The organism is Embleya sp. NPDC025285 (assembly GCF_055558835.1).
The window spans coordinates 14,798-35,709 of the sequence record NZ_JBVHLU010000106.1; the positions used below are offsets into that span (position 1 = coordinate 14,798).

Below are 20,912 nucleotides of genomic sequence, written 5' to 3' on the forward strand. Positions count from 1 at the left end.
CAAGGCCATGAACGTCCCGGGCAGTGCCGCCCGCCGGTCGGTGCCGGCCTGCCCACCCGGCCGGGGAGGACTACGTGCGGTACGACTCGCAAGAGGCGCAGGACGGGCGCAGCGAAGGGCAGCAGGCGCCGGAACAGGCGCGGGGGCAGGTGCAGGTGCAGGCACTGGGTCGGGCGCACGATCGGGATGGGGAACGGGAGCGGGCTCGCATCCGGCGGGGTCGGTGGGGAGGGCCGGCGGCGCGGGACGCGGAGGGTGTTGCGGAGGCGGCGACGAGGGCGGCGGCAGCGGCGGCGCGGGCAGTGCGGCCGGATGGGGGTGCTTCGTCGGAGGCCTCGGGTGCGGCGGATGTGGCTGATCCGTCGGGGGTGTTGGGTGGCGTGGGTGATGGGTTGCGTGCCGGCGATGGCGTGGGTGGGACGGCGGACGGTTCCGGTGATCGGGGCGTAGCGGAACCGGCGCGGGAGTTGCTGGTGCCGCGGTCGGTGCTGCGGGCCGAGGGGGGTCGAGATTCGGACGACTTTGGGTCGGGCCGTCGAAGGCGGGCTGGTCGAAGGCCGGGCGGGAGCGGCCGGCGTCGAGGCCGCGCGGTGGGCGAGGGCCAGGGTGAGGCCGCAGCCGGAGGCGGGGCCGGGATTGGAGCCGGCCGTGCGGACAAGGGTTGGGGCGGCGACGCTCGGCTCGGAAGCGGTCCTCGTGGTGATGACCGGGGTGGGCGGGGAACTGGCGCCGGCGGCGGTGGCATCGGCGAGGCTCCGGCAGCCGACTCCGAACTAGGCGCGAGTGACTTAGCCTGCGATGGGCGGGGCCGCCGAGTCGTGGTTCGCGACGCCGGAGCCGCGGGCGATCGCGTGCGAGCCGGCGTTGATCGTGACGGTCCGGCTTTCGGCGACGGAACGCGAATTCCTCGGCGCCCAGATCGTCTGTCGCAAGACGATCGGCTCGGCGATGGTCGGTTCGACAACGACGACGGGGGCCGTGGCTCGCGCCAGCCCGGCGATCGGCCTGGCGATCGTCGAGCGCCAGATCGTCTGCAGCAAGATGATCCGACCCGTGACGTTCGGGCTTCGGATGATGGGCGACGAGATGTTCGCGAGGGAGATCCTGCGGAGCGGGGCGAACGCTCCGACGGAGGTCGAGTTCGAGCTGGTGGGGCGGTAGGCGCTGACCGAGACCAGGGTGGCGGGGCGCGAGATGATCGCGAGCGAGATTGTCTGACGGGAGATGATCGGAACGGCGATGGTACGGCTCGAGATCGACGAATCGATGGTGGTCGAACCGGCGGGAGTGGGACTTTGGGCGACCGAGTTCAGGGTGGGCGGGCGCAGGATGGTCGCGACCGAGACCGTCTGGAGGGGGATCGCATCGGCCGAGATCATCTTCATCGAGATCATCTGAACCCAGCCCGTCCGGGGCCAGAGCTTCTTGGGCAAGACCGCCTTGATCAAGAGCGCATCGCCGAAGGCCGTCTTGCTCAATATCGTCTTGATCAAGACGATATTGCTCGGGATGGTGTTTCCGCTGACCGTCTTGCTCAAGACGGTGCCGCTCCGGAAGATGCTGCCCAAGGCCGTCTTGCTCAAGATCGTCTTGTGCAAGATCGGGTGGATCGAAGTCGTCTTGGTCGAGACCGTCTGGAACGGCAGCGTCTTGGGCGAGACGAAACCGGTCGCGCCAAAGCAAATGCGAGCAATTCGAATCGAGGCGAGCTGAATCGGGGCGAAATTGCCCGAGATGAGCCGGCTCGAGGCGAGCCTAAGCGGCGGCGATCGCCGAGAGGTGTCCCGGTCCGGGCGGATCGGAGCAACGGCGGCCCGGATGACGCCGATCGATTCCTGGACGACGCGCTTCCCCCGGCCGGGGCCATCGACCCACCGCCACCCGGTGTCGCGTTGCTGGACCGCATCCACGGAGGCTGGATCGGACGTTGCCTTGGCGCCCATGAGGCGGCGCGTATCCCGGGCGGGTCGGGTGTGCCGGATGTCGCTCGCGCGGAGGACCGTAGCGACGCGATCGATCGAGCCGTGCTGAGTCTGCGGGTGTTGGAGTTGCACGGGCCGGGATTCACGAGTGCGCAGGTCGGGGCGTTGTGGTTGCTGACGCTGCCGTTCCTGCGTCCACGTCCGGCGGAGCAGGCCGCGTATCTGGCCTTGCTGGGTGGTGCGTTGCCGCCGGCGACGGTGTCTGCCGGGAGTGCTCGCGGTGATACCGATGAGGCGATGGCGCGAGCGGATCTGTACGGGTACGTGGCTCCCGGCGATCCCAGGCGGGCGGCGCGGTTGGCGCGTAAGGACGCGGTTGTCTCGCACGCGGGTGAGGGGCTGTACGCGGCGATGTGGAGTGCGGCGCTTGCGGCGGCTGCGTTCACGGCGCGGGATGCGGCGCAGGCGGTCGGTGTGTCGTTGCGGCATGTGCCCCTCGAATCGCGGTTGTCGGGCGCGATTCAGGGTGTTCTGGTCGCCTATACGCGTGGGCGGACCTGGGAGCAGGCGGCGGCCGAGGTGCATCAGCGCTACGGAACCACCACGCGGGGGGATGCGCTTGGGAACGCCTGCCTGGTCGCGGCGGGGCTGCTCTGGGGCGATGGGGATCCGTGTCGGCAGATCGGCCTGACGGTACGCGGGGGCTTGGATATCCAAACCACCGCGCCGGTGGCGGGGTCGATCGCCGGCGCCCTGTATGGCGCGGCGGCGGGCTGGCCGTCGATGGCGCCGAGTCGGGTCAGGACCGGGCTGCCGGGGCAAGAGGCCTGCGTACTGGAGGAGTTGGCGCAGCGAACCCTTGCGGTGACCCGCGCGGAGGCGCCTTTGTGGTGAGGGATGGGTGGAGGCGCGGTTGATGAGGGCTTGGTGAGAGTTGGATGAGGGCCACGTAAGCGCGGTGGCGTTGACGAATTGCGTGGATTGCGGGGCGGCGGGGCGGCCGGACTACGGGGTCGCGCTCTGGCGCTTCCGCTTCAGCGTCATGGTGCTCGGCTTCGCCGCTCGGTCCTGTGGTTCTGGTTCATGTGCCAGGAGTTGGGCCGGTCTTGTGCGGGGCTGGGCTGGGCGGCGCTGAGGTGACGGGTGCGCGCCGCGGAGGCGATTTCGTGGCGATCCGCCAAGTGTCTAGGGGCCAACAGCGGCGGATGGTTGTGGAGTTCCGGTATCTGTGGGCCCGGTGGCCACAGGGCCAACCCGTTCGCTGCCGGACTTCGCAGCCCGCCACGGTCCGCTTCCGGTCGGCCACCGGTCACCGCCCACCGCCCGCCGCCCACCGGCACCGACTGGCCGCCCGTCACCCGCACGCCGCCGCCCACCGGCCGTCACCGGCCGCCGGCCGCCGCTGCCCTCCCGCTGTCAGCGACCCCGCCGCCGGCCGCCGCTCTCACCGGCCGCCCCCGGGGGTCCGGCATTGTTGCTGCTGTTTGGTGGCGATCTTTGGGGGTTGCTCTGGTGCTGGACCTGGATGCGTTGGTGGGGCGGGTGGCGAAGGGGAGCGGCACAGGGTGTGGAGTGACCGTCCGGACGACGTGAGCCCGTCGGCCGAGGGTGGCCGGCGGGCTCACGGTTGGTTTCGGTGGGTGGGCCGGAGGCTGGTTGGGCTTGCGGGGGTGTGGGTTATGCGATCCATGGCGGGAGGACGCGTTCGGCCTCCTTGGGGGCCATTCCGCAGGCGCCGGGCGGGGTTATGTCGTTCGGGTTGTAGGCGAGGGCTCCTGCGGGGCAGGTGACGATGGCGGAGAAGCCGGATTCGGTGTCCGAGTGGAGTTGGCGCGGGGCGTCGGCCGGGAGGACGAGCGTGTCGCCGGTGGCTGCGGTGAGCTTTTCGCCGTCGACGTCGGCGGTGAGGCTGCCGGTGAGTACGGTCCAGATCTGGTCGGCGTCGATGGCGTGGTACGGGCCGGAGGTTGCTGCGGCCATGTCCACGCGCCACAGGGCCGCTTCGGTGCCGCCCTGGGTCGGGGAGGCGTAGGTGGTCATGACGGCGTTCGGGGTGGTGGTGACGCGGGCGTCGGCACTGCGAATGACGGGCATACGTTGATCTCCTCGGTAGACTCGTGAGCAACTCGACAACATCGTTGTCTAAATAGTGAACCAGGTTGTCTATTCATGTCAACAGATTCGCCTGCGGGCGGTACGGGCGGTCCGCACGGCGTGGGTGGTCCGGGCAAAGTGGGTGGTCCGGGCGAAGTGGGTGGTCTGGGCGGCGGGGGCGGTACGGACGGAGTGGGCGATCGCGGGAGCGAGCGCGTTTCGGCGAGTGCGGACGGCGGCGGTGAGCCCGAATCGGACCCGCCCGGCTTCGAGCTGCCGTTGCGCCTGCTGATGGCGTTTCGCATGCTCATCGACGAGGTTCACGCGGAACTCGCCCGGCAGGGCCATCCCGACCTGCGTCCGATGCATGGCTTCGTGTTCCAGGCCATCGGTCCGAACGGCACCACGGCTGTGGAACTCGGCCGCCTGCTGGGCGTTTCGAAGCAGGCGGCGGGCAAGACGATCGATGGCCTGGAGCGCCTGGGCTACGTCGAACGCGGTGTAGATCCGAGTGACGCGCGGCGCAAGGTGGTTCGGCTCACCGTGCGCGGAGTCGATTCGCTCGCGAAGTCGGCGGCGGTCTTCGAGGAGTTGCGTGCCAAGTGGGGTGAGACGCTCGGCATGGATCGACTGCGTGCGTTGGAGGAGGATCTCCGGACGATGACACCGGGGGACTCGTTCCACTTCGACATGCCGGCTTGGTTCGGCGGCGGGTGATCGCAGGAGGGGTCGGGCGGGACCGGGCCGGAGCGGAGCGGTTCTGGAGCGGCCTCGGAGTGCTTCGGCCCAGCCCAGCCCGGCCCGGAGCGGACCCGAACCCGGCGGGCCGGACCAGGCAGAAGTGGATCGACTCGGCCTGCCTCGGGCGTCAGGCGAGCCGACGCCGCACCACCTCGAACCGGCCGGCCGTGATGCCTCGGTGACCGGCGCGCCCCGCTGCCTGGCACCCCCGACGCACTTGCCCGCTTGCCGCAGCGTCGCGACTCCGGGGCGGGCGCCCGGGCGGGTGTGCTCGGCGGGTCGGCGGCGGCTGCTCGGCCGAGAGGTTGCCGTACGGGAGCGACGCCGGGGGCCGGGGTTGCCCTTGGCTGTACGAGGCCGGCGGTTCGGTCGGCGCGGGCGAGCTCGTGGTCGAGTTCGTGGGTGGTCCGCGTGTCGGGGCGCCGAAGCCGGAGGGGTCGCCCGCAGGGCGGGCGGCCGGCACCGAGGCCGAGGCGCGATTCCTTCTTTTGCGCCGGCGTCCGGAACTTCGCTGCGTCGGTGGTGTTGTCGGGTCGGGAAGGTGTCGGGTCGGGAAGGTGTCGGGATGGGTGGGGCCATGGGTGGGTGTTCGTGCGGTTGAGGCTGCGTCAGTTCCGGCCGCGCGTCGGCTTGGTGGAGTATCGCGTGGTGCAACCTTGGTCGCCGTTGCGGCATACCGCGTTGGCCGATCCGCTGGGGGAGTACGGCGTGGTGGTCGGCGATCATGACGGGTTGTCCCGGTTGGCGGCCCTATTTTCGTTCGCCGCCTATTCGCGGCGTACCGTCGTGCATGTTCCGTTGCGGAGTGGTGTGCCGTTGGACGACGAGGCGTTCATCGACGCGAGCGGCGGTCGGGTGGACCTGGTGCTGATGCATCATTCACTCGGACTGCGCCCGAGCGCGTGGCCGCGGGTCAGGCGGCGGTTGACGGCTGGTACGCCGCTCACGGTGGAGACTCGCGAGGAGCGCACGGAACGGGATGCCGCCGCGTGGCTGCGGCAGAGTGGGCATCGCGACACGAGGGAGTGGCTGCGGCCCGTGACGTACGCGCGTACCGCGTTCCTGATCGGGAGCCGGGACGTCTTCGCCGCCGCCTCATCCGAATTCGCGTACGCCGCCGGCCGGGGGATCCGCGAACCCGACGCGCTCAAGGGCTACTTGGCGCTGGTCGGTTCGCTCACCCACGAGTTGCCCCCCCGACGACTCGTTGCGGCCGCCGGAGTTGGACATCACGTTCAAGGCGCGCAGGCCGTACCACCGCTTCAAGCGCCCATAGGCACACCTCCTCGCACCACCTGGCGCCTCTTCGAGCCTTCTCGCGCCTTTTCGCAGCTCCTCGCGACTACCTATCCGTAACTGATTCCGTTTCTCCGCGCCACGCCTAGGTTCTCGATCCAGGGGAGCGGGCGTCTCGATCCGGAGTCGAGAGAGTCCATGGTCTCTTCCTCGCCACTGAGGTGGCCGTCGGCGACCGGCGCTCACGGGGGCGTCGGTCGCCGCGTGGGGCGGCGGGACGCACGGTGTGCGCGCCACCGGAATCTCGGCGCGGTGCAGCCGGCGGACCGCGCCCCTCGACCCCCAGGCAGCCACCCACCCCGCCCTCGCCCCCGCAGCCACCGCCCCCACCCGGCAGCCACCCTCCCTTCCCTTCGTAAGCACCCCTGCCCCAAACCCCCGCCCTACTCCCCGCCATTACTCCCACGGGATTAGTCACCACCCCCGGACATCGCCCGGAGTAACCCGGACATCGGCCGTCCGCCGGACGCCTCCGACCCGGGCGGCCGAGAGCCTTGACGGCATGGAGACACTCTCGAAGGAAGAGACCGCCCCGGCCCGCCGGGGGCGGTTGTGGGCGGTGCCGTGGGCCGTCGTGGGCGGCTGGATTCTTGTCGTCCTGGTGGCCGGGATGTTCGCGTCCAAGCTCGCCGATGTGCAGCGCAACGAGGCCGTGGACTACCTGCCGGCGAACGCCGAGTCGACCCAAGTGGCCAAGGTTCAGGCAGGGTTGCCCGGCGGTGACGCGATGGACGTGCAGCTCGTGTATCACCGGGACGGCGGATTGACGGTCGCCGACCGGGAGTTGGCGGCCGGTCAGGTCGCCGAGGTGGTGACTCGGCATCCGTTGGTGGCCGGTCCGGGGCCGGTGGCGGAGGAGTCGGTCGACCACGCGACGTTGCGCTACGCGTTGTCCGTCGATCGGCGTGGCGCCGAGCCGGATGAGATCGTCCCGGACATTCGCAAGGTGCTCGATCGGCATCCGGACGGGCTCAGCGTGCGACTCGGTGGGCCCGGTGGGATCGAGGCGGACATGGGGGAGGTGTTCGACTCGATCGACGGGACGCTGTTGCTGGCCAGCGTGATCGTGGTCGCGGTGTTGCTGATGTTGACCTATCGCAGCCCGTACCTGTGGTTCGTGCCGCTCGCGTGCGCCGGTGTCGCGGTGGCGGTCGCGACGGCGGCGGTGTACGGGTTGGTGCGGGCGTTCGGGATCACCGTCACCGGACAGAGTTCGGGTGTGTTGACGGTTCTCGTGTTCGGTGCGGGTACCGATTACGCGCTGCTTCTGGTGGCCCGGTACCGCGAGGAACTACGGTTCCACGCACGCCCGTTGGACGCGATGTTTGCCTCCCTGCGCGGATGTGGGCCGGCCATTGTGGCCTCGTCGGGGACGGTCGTGGTGGGGCTGTTGTGCCTGACCGCCGCGGATCTGAACAGCAGTCGGGGTATGGGGCCGGTCGGCGCCGTGGGCGTGGCGTGTGCGCTCGCGGTGATGACGACGTTGTTGCCGGCGGTGCTGGTGTTGCTCGGGCGGCGGGTGTTCTGGCCGTTCGTGCCCGCGTTCGGCAGCGAGCCCAAGCGTGGCCGCGGGGCGTACGCGCGGATCGGGACGGGGGTCTCCCGGCGGCCGATCGCGGTGTTGGTGGCGGGGGTCGTACTGCTGGGGGCGGGTGCGCTGACTGCGTTCGCGCTGCCGGACCCGCTGCGGCAGGGTGACGGCTTCACCTCGAAGCCCGAGTCGATCGCGGCGCAGGCGACGTTGAGTGCGGCCTTCCCGGAGCAGTCGGGTGCGCCGATCGCGGTGATGGCGCGTACCGAACGGGCCTCGGCAGTGCTCGCGGCGGTCTCCACGACGGAGGGTGTCGGTCACGCCCGGCAGGCGCGAACGGCGGGTGGCTGGACGGAAATCCTGGCCTTCGCGAAGGATCGGCCGGAGTCGGCCGGGGAACACGCCACGATCGAACGGTTGCGCACCGTGCCGGACGCGCGCGTCGGCGGGTCCACCGCGCAGCAGATGGACACCTCGCACACCACGGCGCGGGACCGCCGGGTCGTCGTCCCGCTCGTGCTGCTCGCGGTGTTGCTGGTGCTGATCGTTTTGCTGCGGAGTCTGATCGCGCCGCTGATCCTGGTCGCGGCCGTCGCGTTGGTGTGGGCCGCCTCGCTGGGCATCGGTGGGCTGATCTTCGAGCACGGCTTCGGATACGCGGGAGTGGACGCGCAAACCCCGCTGCTGACCTTCGTGTTCCTGGTCGCACTGGGGGTGGACTACGGCATCTTCCTGATGCACCGGGTGCGGGAGATGTCGCTGCGCGGGGACTCGGTCAGGATTGCCGCGCCGGCCGCACTGGAGACCACCGGCGGGGTGATCGCGTCCGCCGGGTTCGTGCTGGCGGCGACGTTCTCGGTGCTCATGCTGCTGCCGCTGGTCTCCCTGGTGGAGATCGGATTCGTGGTTGCGATGGGCGTGTTGATCGACACGTTCCTGGTGCGTACGTTCCTGGTCACCGCCGCGAGCGTGGCGCTTGATCGGCGGATCTGGTGGCCGGGGCCGTTGTCTCGGCGGCCCGCGCCCGAGTCGGCGGGGACCCGGCCGGTGGAACCGCCCGCGTCGTCCCGGAAGATGGCGGTGTGACGAAGCGATCGTTTTGGGGTGGGGCGTCCCTCTGGGACGCCCTGCTCGCGTCCCTGCTGGCGGCGTGCGCGATCGGCTCGGCGTGGATGTGGCCGGGACAACGGGCGATGGACCCGATCGGCGTGGCGCTGCTGGTCGGTGCGGCGATCCCGCTGGCCTGGCGTCGGACGCGGCCGGGAACCGCGCTGTTGGTGACGTTCATCCTGACTGTGCCGTACCACAACCGGGAGTACCTGCACGAGAGCGCGGCAGCGTTGGCGCTGCTTGCGCTGGGGACGTACGCGGCGTACATCCGGCGCGAGGAGGCGATCGTGCTCGCCTTCGTGGCGTTGACCGTGGTCGTCGTGGCGATGACCTTCGGCGGCCAGGACGCGCCGTCGTGGCGGGATCGTTGCGGGATGGCCGGCTGGGTGTTCGCGGCGTTGGTCGCGGGGCAGGCGTGGCGCATCCATCACGCGCACATGAGCGCGATCATCGATCGGGCCGAGCGGGCCGAGCGTACGCGGGACGAGGTGGCCCGGCGGCGGGTGGCCGAGGAACGGCTGCGGATCGCGCGCGACCTGCACGACCTGCTCGCGCACAGCATCACGTTGATCGGTGTCCAGGCGGGCGTGGCCGCGCACCTCGCGGCCCAGGAGCCGCCGGTGGAACGCGCCGTGCTGGTCGGTGCGTTGGACACCATCGCCGAGACGTGCCGGGACACCAGGCACGAACTCCGAGCCACGCTGTCCGTGTTGCGGGATGCCGAGGAGGTCGCGTCGTACGAGGCGGTGCCCGGCCTGGCCGGGTTGGACGGCCTGGTGCCGCTGGTGAGCGCGGCCCGCTCCGCCGGCATCGAGGTCACGCTCGTCGGCCACGACGGACCACCGCCGGCGCCCGAGGTGGGCGTTGCCGTGTACCGGATCGTGCAGGAGGCGCTGACGAATGTGGTGAAGCATTCAGGGGCACGTTCCGCACGGGTCGAACTCGTCGTCGTGGATGCCGAACTGCGGGTCGCCGTGCGAGATGACGGCCGTGGAGTCGGGATCGGGAGCGGCATCGCGAGTGGGAGCGAGAGCGGGAGTGGGAATGACGTCGAGGCCGGGCGGGAGGGCGGGTTCGGCATCCTCGGGATGACCGAACGGGCCCGTAGCGTGGGAGGGACGTTGGTCGCGGGGCCGGGGCCCGGAGCGGGAGGCGGGTTCAAGGTGGAGGCCGTGTTGCCGATGGGCGAGCGGGCGGGGGCGGGATGACCCGGCGATGGGGAGGCGCGGAGCTTCGGGGTGGGGTACCGCGCCGGTCGGGCGGGGGCGCGCGATGATCAACGTGCGGTGAGGGCCTGACGCCCTGCGGCGGCGTGTGCGAGACGCGGTCCTCCGGGTGCGGTGACGGCTGCGCGATGCGGCGGCACGGGCCGCGTCGGCCCGATCGCCCGGGCACGCGAGCGGCGGGCGTACGGGCCGACGCGGCGATACGGACGCAACCGATGCGCCCGATGCGACCGATGCGCCCGGTGCAACCGATGCGCCCGGTGCAACCGATGCGCCCGGTGCAACCGATGCAACCGATGCAACCGGTGCGACCGGTGCGACCGGTGCGGTGGGTGCGCGAGCGGCGGACCGCCGCGCGTGATGTCATGCCCTTCGGGCGGCGGATTCGGACGGGATGGCCGCCGGTGGCGGTGTCGGGTGAGTGGGGGAGCGTGTGACGGGCGGCAAGTTGCGGGTGTTGCTCGCGGACGACCAGCACCTGGTGCGGTCGGCGTTCGCGATGTTGGTGAGCTCGGCCCCGGACATGGAGGTGGTCGGCGAGGCCGCCGACGGGCGGGCCGCGATCGAACTCGCCCGCACCACCGGGCCGGACGTCATCGTGATGGACATCCGGATGCCCATCCTGGACGGGATCGAGGCCACTCGGCTGATCGCCGCGGATCCGGAGTTGTCGCGGGTCAGGGTTCTGGTGTTGACCACCTACGAGGACGACGAGAACGTGGTGGCCGCGTTGCGCGCCGGCGCCGGCGGCTTCCTGGTCAAGGACACCCGCCCGGCCGAGTTGCTGGCGGCGATCCGTACGATCGGGGCGGGTGAGGCACTGCTGTCACCGGGGCCCACGGCGCGGCTGATCTCGCGCGTACTGCGCATGCCGACCACGCCGACGGTGGGCGAGCCGGGTTCGGTCCGGGTCGCGGACCTGTCGGGGCGCGAACGCGAGGTGCTCACGCTGGTCGGCCGGGGTTTGACCAACGCGGAGATCGGCACGCTTCTCGGGCTGAGCCCGCTCACCGCGAAGACGCACGTCAGCCGCATCATGGCCAAGCTCGATGCGCGCGATCGACCGCAACTGGTCGTCATCGCCTACGAGTCGGGCCTGATCGTCCCCGGTGGCGACCCGTCGCCGACGTAGGCTGTGCCGCCGCCTCCAACGCTCCTCTGCTCCACCGGTTCCGATGCTCCTGCAGGTTCCGACGCCGTTTCGGGTCTCAGTCCTGGTACACCGCCTCCGGCGCAGTCGCCGCCTCGGTGCCGGGGATGAAGCGGGCCACGTAGGTGTCGTACAGGCGCAGCCACGTTCCATCGCGGCGGATGCGTTCCAGCGACGCGTTCACGAATCGCACCAGGTCCGGGTTGTTCTTGGCGATTTCCAGGCCGTATGGCTCGCGGGTGAGTTTGGGACCGACCAGTTCCACGAAGCGGTCCTGGGCCTGGAGGCCGACCAAGATGGTGTCGTCGCCGACCGCTCCGTCGGCCTGGCCCTGTTGGATGTGGATGAGGCAGTCCGCCCAGGTGTCGCCGGTGACGGGGGCCAGGGACCTGGTGGCGCGTACCGCGTCGGCCGCGGTGGTGCCGGCGACCGTGCAGACACGGGTTCCGCTCGGTAGGCCGGTCAGGCCCTTCGAGTGGTCGCCTGCCGCGGCGGGGCTGCCCCGCAGCACGAGTACGCGCTGTCCCGACTCGTAGTAGATCGAGCTGAAGTCGACCACGGTTCGGCGCCGGCAGTTGACGGTGACCGACTTCGCGACGATGTCCACCTGACCGTGCGCGACGGCCTGTTCGCGGATGCTGTTGGGCACGACGCGGAAGCGCAGTCGGTTCGGGTCCGAGTCGCCGAACAGGTCGGCGGCTATTTCCCGGACCAGATCGATGTCGAAGCCCTTGAGCCTGTTGTGGTCGGTCGCGTCCGCGTAGCTGAACGGATAGGTGCTCTGGTCTATCCCGACGGTCAGGTAGCCCTGACTGAGGATGCGTGCGAGCGAGCCGTCGGTCGTGTAGTCGGCGGCACGCGGCGGCCCCGACTTGGGGCGCAGGCTCGCGGTCGGATTGCCGCACGAGGCGGCGGACGGGTCGTTGGTCGCACCGGGCGCGGTTCCGCCCGGGAGGGCCGCGGGCGGCGCGGGACCGATGGGCACGGCAGCCGGGCTCCGGGTGGAGGTCGAGGAGGTACAGGCCACCAGCACGATCAGGGATGCCAACAGCGCCAGAGCCGGTGTGACGGCGCGCCGGCCGCGCGGCGGCCGACCCGAGGTGGGGCGCCCGACCGTGTACCGGGGCTCCGGGCGGCGGTTGGAACGGCGATCCGGCCGGCGGAGCGGGCGCCGGGCCGTGCGGTGCGGTGGAACTGCGTGTGTGGACATGACGCATCACCTCCGGTGGCGGCGCGCGGGACACCGCTCGGCTCGGCCGGTTCGGGCCTGATCGGGACGCTACCGGAACCAACTCGGCGGCCACTGGGGGGAATCCCCCCGATTCCGCGGGCGCCTGCGGGTTACCCGTGGGCTTCCTCGGCGGCTTCCTTGGGGGCTTCTTCGGGAGTGCCGAGATCGCCGGTCAGGCAGCGCTGGAGCTGGGGGCCGAGCCAGCCGACGACCTCGGCGTGCGTCATGGCCACGATCGGCGGGAGGCGTAGGACGTAGCGGCACAGAGCGAGGCCGAGAACCTGGGTGGCGGCCAGGCCGGCGCGACGGGGGGCCTCTTCGGGGTTCGGGCAGGCACGGCGCACGACGGGCGCGAGTTGTCCGGCGAAGACCGCGCGCATGCGTTCGGCGGCTTCCTCGTTGGTGACGCCCGTGCGCAGCAGGATCATCATCGCCTCGTCGTCCTCCCAGCGATCCAGGAAATGGGCCGAGAGCACTGCTCCGAGTCGAGAGCGGGGGACCGATTCGAGAGTGGGCAGGCGCAGGTCCACATCGGCGGCGGCGGCGAACAACTTCTCCTTGTTGCCGAAGTAGCGCATGACCATGGCCGGATCGATCGCGGCGTCGGCGGCGATCGCCCGGATCGTCGCGCGCTCGTAGCCGTCGGACCCGAACCGCTCGCGTGCGGCGGCCAGGATCACGGCCTTGGTCTCGGTCGATGACCTTCGCGGAGTACTCATGTCAACGATTGTAGGCCAACGCTTGTTGACAATCGGAGGTGGTCGCGTCATGGTTATGTCAACAGTCGTTGGCCAACAGGTGTTGACAAGGATGTAGGCCCGTACAACCCGACGCCGCGCCCGATCCGGCATCGCAGCGCACCGCATTGCAGCGCACCGCATCGCAGCGCACCGCACCGAGCCACCCCATCGCAGCCCGTCGCACGCCATCGCCCCGAAGGAGCCCGCCGTGACCTCCCAGCCCCCGACCACCCCCGCCACTCCCGCCATCCCGACCACTCCCGCCACCCCTCAGCCGTTTCCGCAGCCCTCCTCGCCCCCGCGACTGCCGGCCACCACCGACGTCCTGGTCGTCGGCGCCGGTCCCGCCGGGCTGACCCTCGCCCTCGCCCTGGTCGCCCAGGGGCGCGACGTCACCGTCGTCGACGCGCACGCCGCCGCCGAGCACACCTCGCGGGCCGCCGTCGTACACGCCCGCACCCTGGAGGTGCTCGCCCCGCTCGGCGTGGCCGGGGCGCTGGTCGAACTGGGCATCCAGTCACCGACGTTCACCATTCGTGACCGGGACCGGGTGGTCGTCCGCATCGACTTCGAAGGGCTGCCCACCGACTACCCGTACTCGCTGATGGTGTCCCAGGCCACCACCGAGGCGACCCTGTCGGCTCGGTTGACCGAGCTCGGCGGCACCGTGTTGCGGCCGTATTCGGTGACCGCGCTCGACCAGGACGTCGACGGCGTGACCGCGACCTTCGAGCACGGCGAACAAGTGCGTGCCGCCTGGGTGGTCGGCGCCGACGGCATGCACAGCACGGTGCGCGAGCAGGCCGGCATCGGATTCCAGGGCGGTACGTACGGCGAGTCGTTCGTGTTGGCCGACGTGCGGCTCGGTGGTGCCGTGTCGGCCGACGAGGTGATCCTGTACTTCGCACCCGCCGGTCTCGTGGTGGTGGCTCCGCTCCCGGGTGGTCGGCACCGCGTCGTCGCGCCGGTCGCCGACGCGCCGCACGAGCCGTCGCTCGCCTTCGTACAGGAACTCATCGACGAGCGCGGCCCGTCGACCGGCCGGGTGGTGGTCGAAGAGGTCGTGTGGGGATCGCGGTTCCGGGTCCACCACCGCGTCGCCGACACCTACCGGGCCGGGCGGATCCTGCTGGCCGGCGACGCCGCACACGTGCACAGCCCGGCCGGTGGGCAAGGCATGAACGCCGGCATTCTCGACGCCGTGGCGCTGGCCGACGCGCTCGGCTCGGTGCTCGACGGCGGCGCGACCTCGGCCCTGGACGCGTACGGCGCCACCCGCCGTCCGATCGCCGAGCAGATCGTGCGGCTCGCCGACCGGATGACCCGCGTCGCCACGATCACCCCGGCACTGCGCCCGTTGCGCAACGTCGTGCTGCGCACGATCACCCGAATCCCCGCCGTACGCCGCGACCTTGCGCTGCGTCTCTCCGGCCTGACGTACCGCTGAGCGTTGTTCGGGCCGCAGGGCGCGCGGCTCCGGACCGGCGGTCGGTCGTCACGAGGTCCGGAGCGCGCCCACCCGGCTCGACCCCGACCGGGCCACTCAAACGTGCGCCGGAGACGTCTCCTGATGAAGCATCACGACCGAGACCGAAACCGAAGCGGAATCGGAAGCGGAAGCGGAAGCCAAGTTGGAAGCCGCAGCCGCAGCCGCAGCCGAAGCCGAGGCCGAAGTAGCCGAGCTCCGCTCCAAAGCCGCCGACAAGTCCCCCCACAGATCGTCCTCGTGTTCCAGACCCACCGACAAACGCAGCAACTTCGGTCCGATCGCGCCCTCGTCCCGTGCCGCGTCGTCGATCACCCGGTGGGTCAGCGAAGCCGGGTGCTGGATCAGCGTGTCCGTGCCGCCGAGGCTGACCGCAGGTGTGATCAGCCGGAGCGCGGCCACCAGCGCCATCGGGTCGCCGGCCGGTTCGAAGGCCACCAGCGCGCCGCCGATGCTCGGGTAGTGAACCCGCTCGACCGCCGGGTGGGCGGCCAGCCGTTCGGCCAGGATCGCGGCCGACGCGGACGCCTTCGCGACCCGGATCGGCAGCGTCGAGAGGCCGCGCAGCAACAGGTAGCCCGCCAACGGATGCAGCAACGCTCCTGTGGCGAACCGAATTTGGCGCAGTACGTCGGCCGATTGCGAATCGCAAGCGACCACGCCGCCCATCACGTCGCCGTGCCCGCCGAGGAACTTGGTCGCGCTGTGCAGCACCATCCGCGCGCCCGACCTGGCCGGCTGTTGCAACACCGGCGTCGCGAACGTGTTGTCCACCAACAGCGGAACGTCCCCCGCCTGGGCGGCGAGGTCGGCCAGGTCCAGCTCGGCCAGGGTCGGATTGGCCGGTGTCTCGACCATCACCAGACCGGTGTCCGGTCGCAACGCCCGGGCCACCCCGCTCGGTTCGACCCAGGTGACCTCGGTGCCGAGTAGGCCGCTCGTGAGCAGGTGGTCCGTGGTGCCGTACAGCGGGCGGACCGCCACCACGTGCCGGCGGCCCTGCGCGGCGGCCGCGAGCAGGCACGCGGTGACCGCTGCCATGCCGCTCGCGAACGCGACCGCGTCGGCGCATCCCTCCAACTCGGCCAGCGCGACCTCGAAGCGGCGCACCGTCGGATTCGTCAACCGGCCGTAGATCGGCGAGCCCTCCGGCAGCGCGCCCTCCGCGTAGGCGTCCAGGGCGAGCGCCGCGGCCGGCAGGTCCGGGAGTGGGTAGGTGGTGGACAGATCGATCGGCACGGCGTGCGTACCGAGGGCGGCGAGGTCGTCGCGACCCGCGTGCACCGCCCGTGTCTCGAACATCCGCCCAACCCCGCCCACTCGGCCTTCGCCGCGCACGCCGTCCACGGCACGCACGCCGTCCACCGGACGCGCTCCGTGCACCCCGCCCACGGCGAGCCCGCCATCCACGCCCGTCGTCCCATTCACTGCGTCAAGATCCACACGGAGGTCAGCCATGCCCGCCATCGTGCGCCTCCCCCCGGCAAATGAGCCGATGGCCCGAATTATGATCGCCCGATGAGCCAATCCATCGCCCTCGATCCGATCGATCTCGGGATTCTCCGGTCCCTCCAGAACGATGCCCGGATCAGCAACAAGGCGCTCGCCGCCGAGGTCGGGATCGCGCCGTCGACGTGCCTGGACCGGGTCGCCCGGCTGCGCTCGGCCGGGGTGGTGAAGGGGGCGACGGTGGAGGTCGACGCGGCGGCGCTCGGCCGGCCGTTGCAGGCGATGCTCGCGGTTCGGGTGCGGCCGCATCACCGGGTGGTGCTCAACCCGTTCGTGGGGCACGTGCTGAAGCTGCCGGAGACCCGCGCGCTCTACCACCTGGCCGGACCCGACGACTTCCTCGTGCACGTCGCGGTCGCCGACGCGACCGGACTGCAACGGCTGGTGGTGGACGGCTTCACCGCACGCACCGAGGTGACCCAGGTGCACACCATGCTGATATTCCAACAGTGGCAAGGCGGTCCGCTCCTCCCACCCGAACCCCAGGGCCCGGCCCGGCGCCTGACGGCCGGCTGACCCGGCCGCACCGTGCCCCCGGGGGCACCTCACCCCTCGGCCCGCCGCCCGGTGCGCGGCCGTACATCCCCCTCGCCCTGCCGCGCCGACAGCACGATCCCCATCGCCACCGTCAAGGCCGCCACCGCGCCGGCCGTCGGTACGGCCGCCGCGCCCAGGAACGTGCAGAGCAGGACCAATACGGCGGCCGTCGGCAGCAGCGACTGTTGCGCGAGGCCGTTCTTGTGGTGTCGCGAATGCAGCGCGTACGTGGTCAGCAGGAACAGCGCGGTCGGGATCGTCACACTCGCCGACGCGGCCATCCGGGAGATGTGCGCCTCGCCCACGGCCTGCTCGACGGCGACCTCCAGGCCCGCGCCGATCGACGCCGCCGAGCCGAAGATCACATAGTGGCCGTACCCCCACAGGAAGGCCTGGCGATTGGACGCGAGGAAGTCGTGGATCGGCACCGCGAAGTAGATCCAGTACGCCGCGAACACGATCAGCAGCCCGCCGGCGGCGATCGGCAGCAGTTCGTCCAGCGCGGCCTCGTCGTCGAGCGCGGTCTGGATCGCGATGGTCGCGGCGGAGACGCTCTCGCCGAGCATGATGATGGTGAACAGCCCGTACCGCTCGGCGATGTGATGCGGATGCCAGGCGGTGGTGTGGCGGCGTTCGGCGATCGCCGGCACCGCCATCTCGGCGATCGCCAGCGGTACGAAGCCCCACTTCCACGCGGCGTCCGGGAGCAGCAGCAGGACCACCCAGCCGATCTGCACCAGCACCAGCCCCGCCGCGTAGCGCAGTGCGGTGCGCCGGGCCGCCGGGTCGGTCTCGTCGTGGGCCGCCCGCAGCCACTGGAAGGTCAGCGCGACGCGCATGATCAGGTACCCGACGATGGCGACCGCGTAGTCGCTGTTGTCGAACGCGCGCGGCACTCCGGCGGCCAGGACCAGGACGCCGGTGATCTGTACGAGCGTGGCGACCCGGTACAGCGGGTCGTCGCAGTCGTAGGCGGACGCGAACCAGGTGAAGTTCACCCACGCCCACCAGATCGCGAAGAACACGAACAGGTACCCGAAGATCCCGTGTCCTGGGTGCCCGTCCGCCAGCGAGTGCACGAGTCGACTGCCGGCCTGGGCCACCGCGACCACGAAGGTCAGGTCGAAGAACAACTCGAGCGGGGTGGACGCGCGGTGCGGCTCCGCCGTGTCGCGCGAGGTCATCCGGCGCAGGATGGCGTGCGGGCCGGCGGCGGGACGCGCGGGATCGCTCACGAACTGGGTCCTCTCGTTCCGGGCATGATCATGCGCGGAGAGTATCCGAATCCAGCGGGCAAACAGGGCTATATCGAGCGGCCGTCAGCGCGAATACGACCGACCCGGTCCGAAGTCGGTGCGAGGTTCGTCGGGGCCGGCCCGGAGCAGGCCCGAGGTCAATCCGAGGCCAGCGCCGACGTGTCCAGTCCGTCGAGAGCGGCGTGTCCGGACAGCGCCATGGACAGATCGAACTCGGCCAGCAGGCAGCGCAGTACGTGCCGGACACCCGCCTCACCGCCCAGCGCGAGGCCGTACACGTACGGCCGGCCCACCAGGACCGCGCGGGCACCCAGGGCAAGCGCCTTGAGTACGTCGGCGCCGGTGCGCACGCCGCTGTCGAAGAGCACCGTAAGGTCCCCGCCGGCCGCCTCGACCACACTCGGCAGCGCATCCAACGCGCCGATGGCGCCGTCGAGTTGGCGTCCGCCGTGATTGCTCACGACGATCCCCTCCAGACCGGCGTCGCGCGCTCGGCGCGCGTCGTCCGGATGCAGGATGCCTTTGAGCACGATCGGACCGATCCAGTTCTCGCGCAGGAACGCCAGGTCGTCCCAGGTCTTGGTGGGGTCGGAGAACATCCCCGCCCAGTGCGCGATCGCCGCCGTCGGATCCTCGGCGATCGGCTTGCTCAGACCGGCCAGGAAGGCCGGATCGCTCAGGTAGTTCGCGATCCCGACCTGCCGCAGGAAGGGCAGGTACGCCCGCTCCAGGTCGCTCGGCCGCCAGCCCAGGAACCATGTGTCCAGGGTGACCACGAGTGTGGTGTAACCGGCCGCCCGGGCCCGGGCGAGCAGGCTGACGGTGACGTCGTTGTCGCGCGGCCAGTAGAGCTGGAACCAGCGCGGACCCGAGCCGGAGGCGGCGGCGATCTCCTCCAGCGTGTACGAGGACGCCGTACTCGCCACCATCGGCACCCCCAGGCCGGCGGCCGCGCGCGCGGTCGCCAACTCGCCCTCCGGGTGCACGATGGACTGCACGCCGACCGGCCCGAGCAGTACCGGAGCGGGCAGGTCGGTGCCCAGCACGGAGCGGGACAGGTCACGCCCACCCACGTCGCGCAGCATGCGCGGGAGGATCCGACGCCGCTCGAACGCCGCCCGGTTGGCCCGCATGGTCGCCCCACCGCCGGCGCCGCCCAGGACGTATCCGCGCGGACCCGGTTCGAGCAGCTCTCCGGCGGCGGCCTCGAGGTCGGACGCGTCGATCGGGTACGCGGGGGTCTCCCCGGTCAACAGGCCATCGAGGTAGATCGAGTCCTGGAACGCGGAAAACGGACCGGCAACGTTGGGACCATCGGCCACGACTGCCACCTTTCGCCTCGCCTCGTCTCGCCTCGCGGAACGGAGAATCCTCGCGCGGACCCGACGACGATCCCGCACCGAGCGAGCACGCGGAAGAGCCGAACGGGCCGAACGGCGGCCCGAACCCCTGGAGGAGGCCGAGCCAACCGAGCAAGCCGAACCATCCGACCAAGCCGAACGTATCGAACGAGTCGACCTCCCGACATCAGGGCAGACCCACTCGTGTGCGTCCGGACCCCGGGGTCGTGCCGATATTGCTTCGCCGGGAGGCGAGACAAGAAGCCCATCTCTCCTGTGAAATGTCACACGGCACTAAAGTGCCCCGCGTACGACACGGACAAGAGGCTGGAGAGGAATCCGCATGACCCGCATCACCCGGATCCCGGGGATGGCCCTCACCGATCACACATTCACCGTCCCGCTCGACCACTCCCGTCCGGACGGGCCCACCATCGAGGTCTTCGCCCGCGAGGTGGTCGATCCCACCGCCGTCGACAAGAAGCGGCCGTGGTTGTGCTTCCTCCAAGGCGGCCCGGGCGGCAAATCGGCCCGGCCCAATCGCCCCGCCGGCTGGCTCCAGCGCGCGCTGCGCACGCACCGCGTCCTGCTCCTCGACCAGCGCGGCACCGGCCGCAGCACGCCGATCACGCCGAGCCTGGCCGCCCGTACCGCACCCGAGGAACTCGCCACGCTGCTGCGGCACATGCGCGCCGACTCGATCGTCGCCGACGCCGAGCTGATCCGCCGGCGGTTGTGCGGCGACGAGCCGTGGGAGACGCTCGGGCAGAGCTACGGCGGCTTCATCACCCTCGCCTACCTCTCCACGGCGCCCGAGGGGCTGAAGTCCTGTTACGTCACCGGCGGGCTGATTGGTCTGGACGTGACCGCGGAGGAGGTCTATCGGCGCACCTATCCCCGGGTGCGGGACAAGAACGCCGAGTACTACGCCCGCTACCCGGACGACGTCGAGCAGGTGCGTCGGCTCGCCGACCATCTCACCGCGCACGACGTCCGGCTGCCCGACGGCGACCGACTGACCCCGCGCCGGCTCCAGTTCCTCGGCAACGCGTTCGGAATGGGCGACGGCTACGAGCGCGTGCACTGGATGCTGGACGAGGCGTGGGACGGCGACCAGGTCTCGGACACCTTCCGTGCCGCGGTGATGCACGCCACCGCGCTCACCGACAACCCCCTGTGGGCCGTGCTCCAGGAGCCGATCTACGGCCAGGGCAAGGTCGCCACCGGTTGGGCCGCGGAGAAGGTGCGGGCGGGGTTGCCGGAGTTCGCCGAGAACGCCGACCGGCTGCTGTTCACCGGCGAGATGATGTACCCCTGGATGTTCGAGGAGATCGCCGCCCTGCGCCCGTTCCGCGAGGCGGCCGACCTGCTCGCCCGACACGACGACTGGCCGGTCCTGTACGACATCGAGCGCCTGCGGACGAATCCGGTCCCGGTCGCGGCGGCGGTCTACTTCGACGACATGTACGTGGACGCGGACCTGTCCCTGCAGACGGCGCGCGAGGTGGCCAACGTACGCGCGTGGGTCACCAACGAGTGGGAGCACGACGGCTCGCACGCCTCCGGTGGCGCGGTCCTGGACCGGCTGATGGACATGGTCGCCGGCAAGATCTGACCTACTCCCACCCTCATCCCCGTCCGGCAGCGGCTCGGGGGGGGGGGGGGGGGGGGGGGGGGGGGGGGGGGGGGGGGGGGGGGGGGGGGGGGGGGGGGGGGGGGGGGGGGGGGGGGGGGGGGGGGGGG

Annotated in this window: 17 protein-coding genes; 10 read left to right on the top strand and 7 right to left on the bottom strand. The window is 71.1% G+C overall.

All coding sequences use genetic code 11. From position 1 onward, the window contains the following. Window positions 1-788: 788 nt before the first annotated feature. Window positions 789-1,910, bottom strand: coding sequence for a hypothetical protein (locus ACZ4FV_RS42625; protein WP_465326161.1), 1,122 nt, complete (start codon window positions 1,908-1,910; stop codon window positions 789-791). Between ACZ4FV_RS42625 and ACZ4FV_RS42630 the strand changes: the two genes are divergently transcribed. Beyond that, a complete protein-coding gene (locus ACZ4FV_RS42630) occupies window positions 1,893-2,816 on the top strand; it encodes an ADP-ribosylglycohydrolase family protein (protein WP_465326163.1) in 924 nt (307 codons plus the stop codon). The two genes, ACZ4FV_RS42625 and ACZ4FV_RS42630, sit on opposite strands and share 18 nt — an antisense overlap. 783 nt (window positions 2,817-3,599) lie before the next feature. Here the strand turns inward: ACZ4FV_RS42630 and ACZ4FV_RS42635 are convergent. After that, window positions 3,600-4,016, bottom strand: coding sequence for a cupin domain-containing protein (locus ACZ4FV_RS42635; RefSeq protein ID WP_465326165.1), 417 nt, complete (start codon window positions 4,014-4,016; stop codon window positions 3,600-3,602). Window positions 4,017-4,307: 291 nt separating this feature from the next. On the opposite strand from ACZ4FV_RS42635, the gene ACZ4FV_RS42640 reads away from it, so the two are divergent. The 6 genes from ACZ4FV_RS42640 (at window position 4,308) to ACZ4FV_RS42665 (ending at window position 11,052) form a co-directional block, all read left to right on the top strand. After that, window positions 4,308-4,733 (top strand): MarR family winged helix-turn-helix transcriptional regulator, encoded by a 426-nt coding sequence (locus ACZ4FV_RS42640; RefSeq protein ID WP_395864055.1) that lies wholly within the window; start codon window positions 4,308-4,310, stop codon window positions 4,731-4,733. Between the two features lie 669 nt (window positions 4,734-5,402). Next, window positions 5,403-6,113 (top strand): hypothetical protein, encoded by a 711-nt coding sequence (locus tag ACZ4FV_RS42645; protein WP_465326167.1) that lies wholly within the window; start codon window positions 5,403-5,405, stop codon window positions 6,111-6,113. Between the two features lie 442 nt (window positions 6,114-6,555). Further along, window positions 6,556-8,670: an MMPL family transporter gene (locus ACZ4FV_RS42650; RefSeq protein ID WP_465326169.1), complete on the top strand. Its 2,115-nt coding sequence runs from the start codon at window positions 6,556-6,558 to the stop codon at window positions 8,668-8,670. Next, on the top strand, window positions 8,667-9,902 hold the full coding sequence (locus tag ACZ4FV_RS42655; RefSeq protein ID WP_395863519.1) for a sensor histidine kinase: 1,236 nt from the start codon (window positions 8,667-8,669) through the stop codon (window positions 9,900-9,902). The genes ACZ4FV_RS42650 and ACZ4FV_RS42655 overlap by 4 nt, the downstream gene beginning before the upstream one ends. 269 nt (window positions 9,903-10,171) lie before the next feature. Next, window positions 10,172-10,357 (top strand): hypothetical protein, encoded by a 186-nt coding sequence (locus ACZ4FV_RS42660; protein ID WP_465326171.1) that lies wholly within the window; start codon window positions 10,172-10,174, stop codon window positions 10,355-10,357. Next, window positions 10,354-11,052, top strand: coding sequence for a response regulator transcription factor (locus tag ACZ4FV_RS42665; RefSeq protein WP_465326173.1), 699 nt, complete (start codon window positions 10,354-10,356; stop codon window positions 11,050-11,052). The genes ACZ4FV_RS42660 and ACZ4FV_RS42665 overlap by 4 nt, the downstream gene beginning before the upstream one ends. Window positions 11,053-11,128: 76 nt before the next feature. Here the strand turns inward: ACZ4FV_RS42665 and ACZ4FV_RS42670 are convergent, their stop codons facing one another. Together ACZ4FV_RS42670 and ACZ4FV_RS42675 are read right to left on the bottom strand one after the other, a co-directional pair. Next, complete coding sequence (locus ACZ4FV_RS42670) at window positions 11,129-12,280, bottom strand: transporter substrate-binding domain-containing protein (protein WP_465326174.1); 1,152 nt, start codon at window positions 12,278-12,280, stop codon at window positions 11,129-11,131. Between the two features lie 131 nt (window positions 12,281-12,411). After that, window positions 12,412-13,020, bottom strand: a complete 609-nt coding sequence (locus tag ACZ4FV_RS42675) for a TetR/AcrR family transcriptional regulator (protein ID WP_402233261.1) — start codon at window positions 13,018-13,020, stop codon at window positions 12,412-12,414. Window positions 13,021-13,249: 229 nt separating this feature from the next. Between ACZ4FV_RS42675 and ACZ4FV_RS42680 the strand changes: the two genes are divergently transcribed. Further along, a complete protein-coding gene (locus tag ACZ4FV_RS42680) occupies window positions 13,250-14,488 on the top strand; it encodes an FAD-dependent oxidoreductase (protein ID WP_395863524.1) in 1,239 nt (412 codons plus the stop codon). Window positions 14,489-14,584: 96 nt separating this feature from the next. On the opposite strand, the gene ACZ4FV_RS42685 is transcribed toward ACZ4FV_RS42680, so the two are convergent. Then, window positions 14,585-15,829: a trans-sulfuration enzyme family protein gene (locus ACZ4FV_RS42685; protein WP_402233255.1), complete on the bottom strand. Its 1,245-nt coding sequence runs from the start codon at window positions 15,827-15,829 to the stop codon at window positions 14,585-14,587. 216 nt (window positions 15,830-16,045) lie between these two features. Here ACZ4FV_RS42685 and ACZ4FV_RS42690 point away from each other — a divergent pair, with 216 nt between their 5' ends. After that, window positions 16,046-16,552: an Lrp/AsnC family transcriptional regulator gene (locus ACZ4FV_RS42690; protein WP_395863527.1), complete on the top strand. Its 507-nt coding sequence runs from the start codon at window positions 16,046-16,048 to the stop codon at window positions 16,550-16,552. A gap of 29 nt (window positions 16,553-16,581) precedes the next feature. On the opposite strand, the gene ACZ4FV_RS42695 is transcribed toward ACZ4FV_RS42690, so the two are convergent. Beyond that, complete coding sequence (locus tag ACZ4FV_RS42695; protein ID WP_402233316.1) at window positions 16,582-17,757, bottom strand: low temperature requirement protein A; 1,176 nt, start codon at window positions 17,755-17,757, stop codon at window positions 16,582-16,584. A 209-nt stretch (window positions 17,758-17,966) separates the two neighbouring features. Beyond that, entirely contained in the window at window positions 17,967-19,151 is a 1,185-nt protein-coding gene (locus tag ACZ4FV_RS42700; protein WP_395863529.1) for a lactate 2-monooxygenase, read from the bottom strand. A gap of 361 nt (window positions 19,152-19,512) precedes the next feature. Between ACZ4FV_RS42700 and ACZ4FV_RS42705 the strand changes: the two genes are divergently transcribed. After that, window positions 19,513-20,784 carry an alpha/beta fold hydrolase gene (locus tag ACZ4FV_RS42705; RefSeq protein ID WP_402233252.1) on the top strand — a complete coding sequence of 424 codons (1,272 nt, stop codon included), beginning with the start codon at window positions 19,513-19,515 and terminating at the stop codon, window positions 20,782-20,784. The last annotated feature ends 128 nt before the right edge of the window (window positions 20,785-20,912 follow it).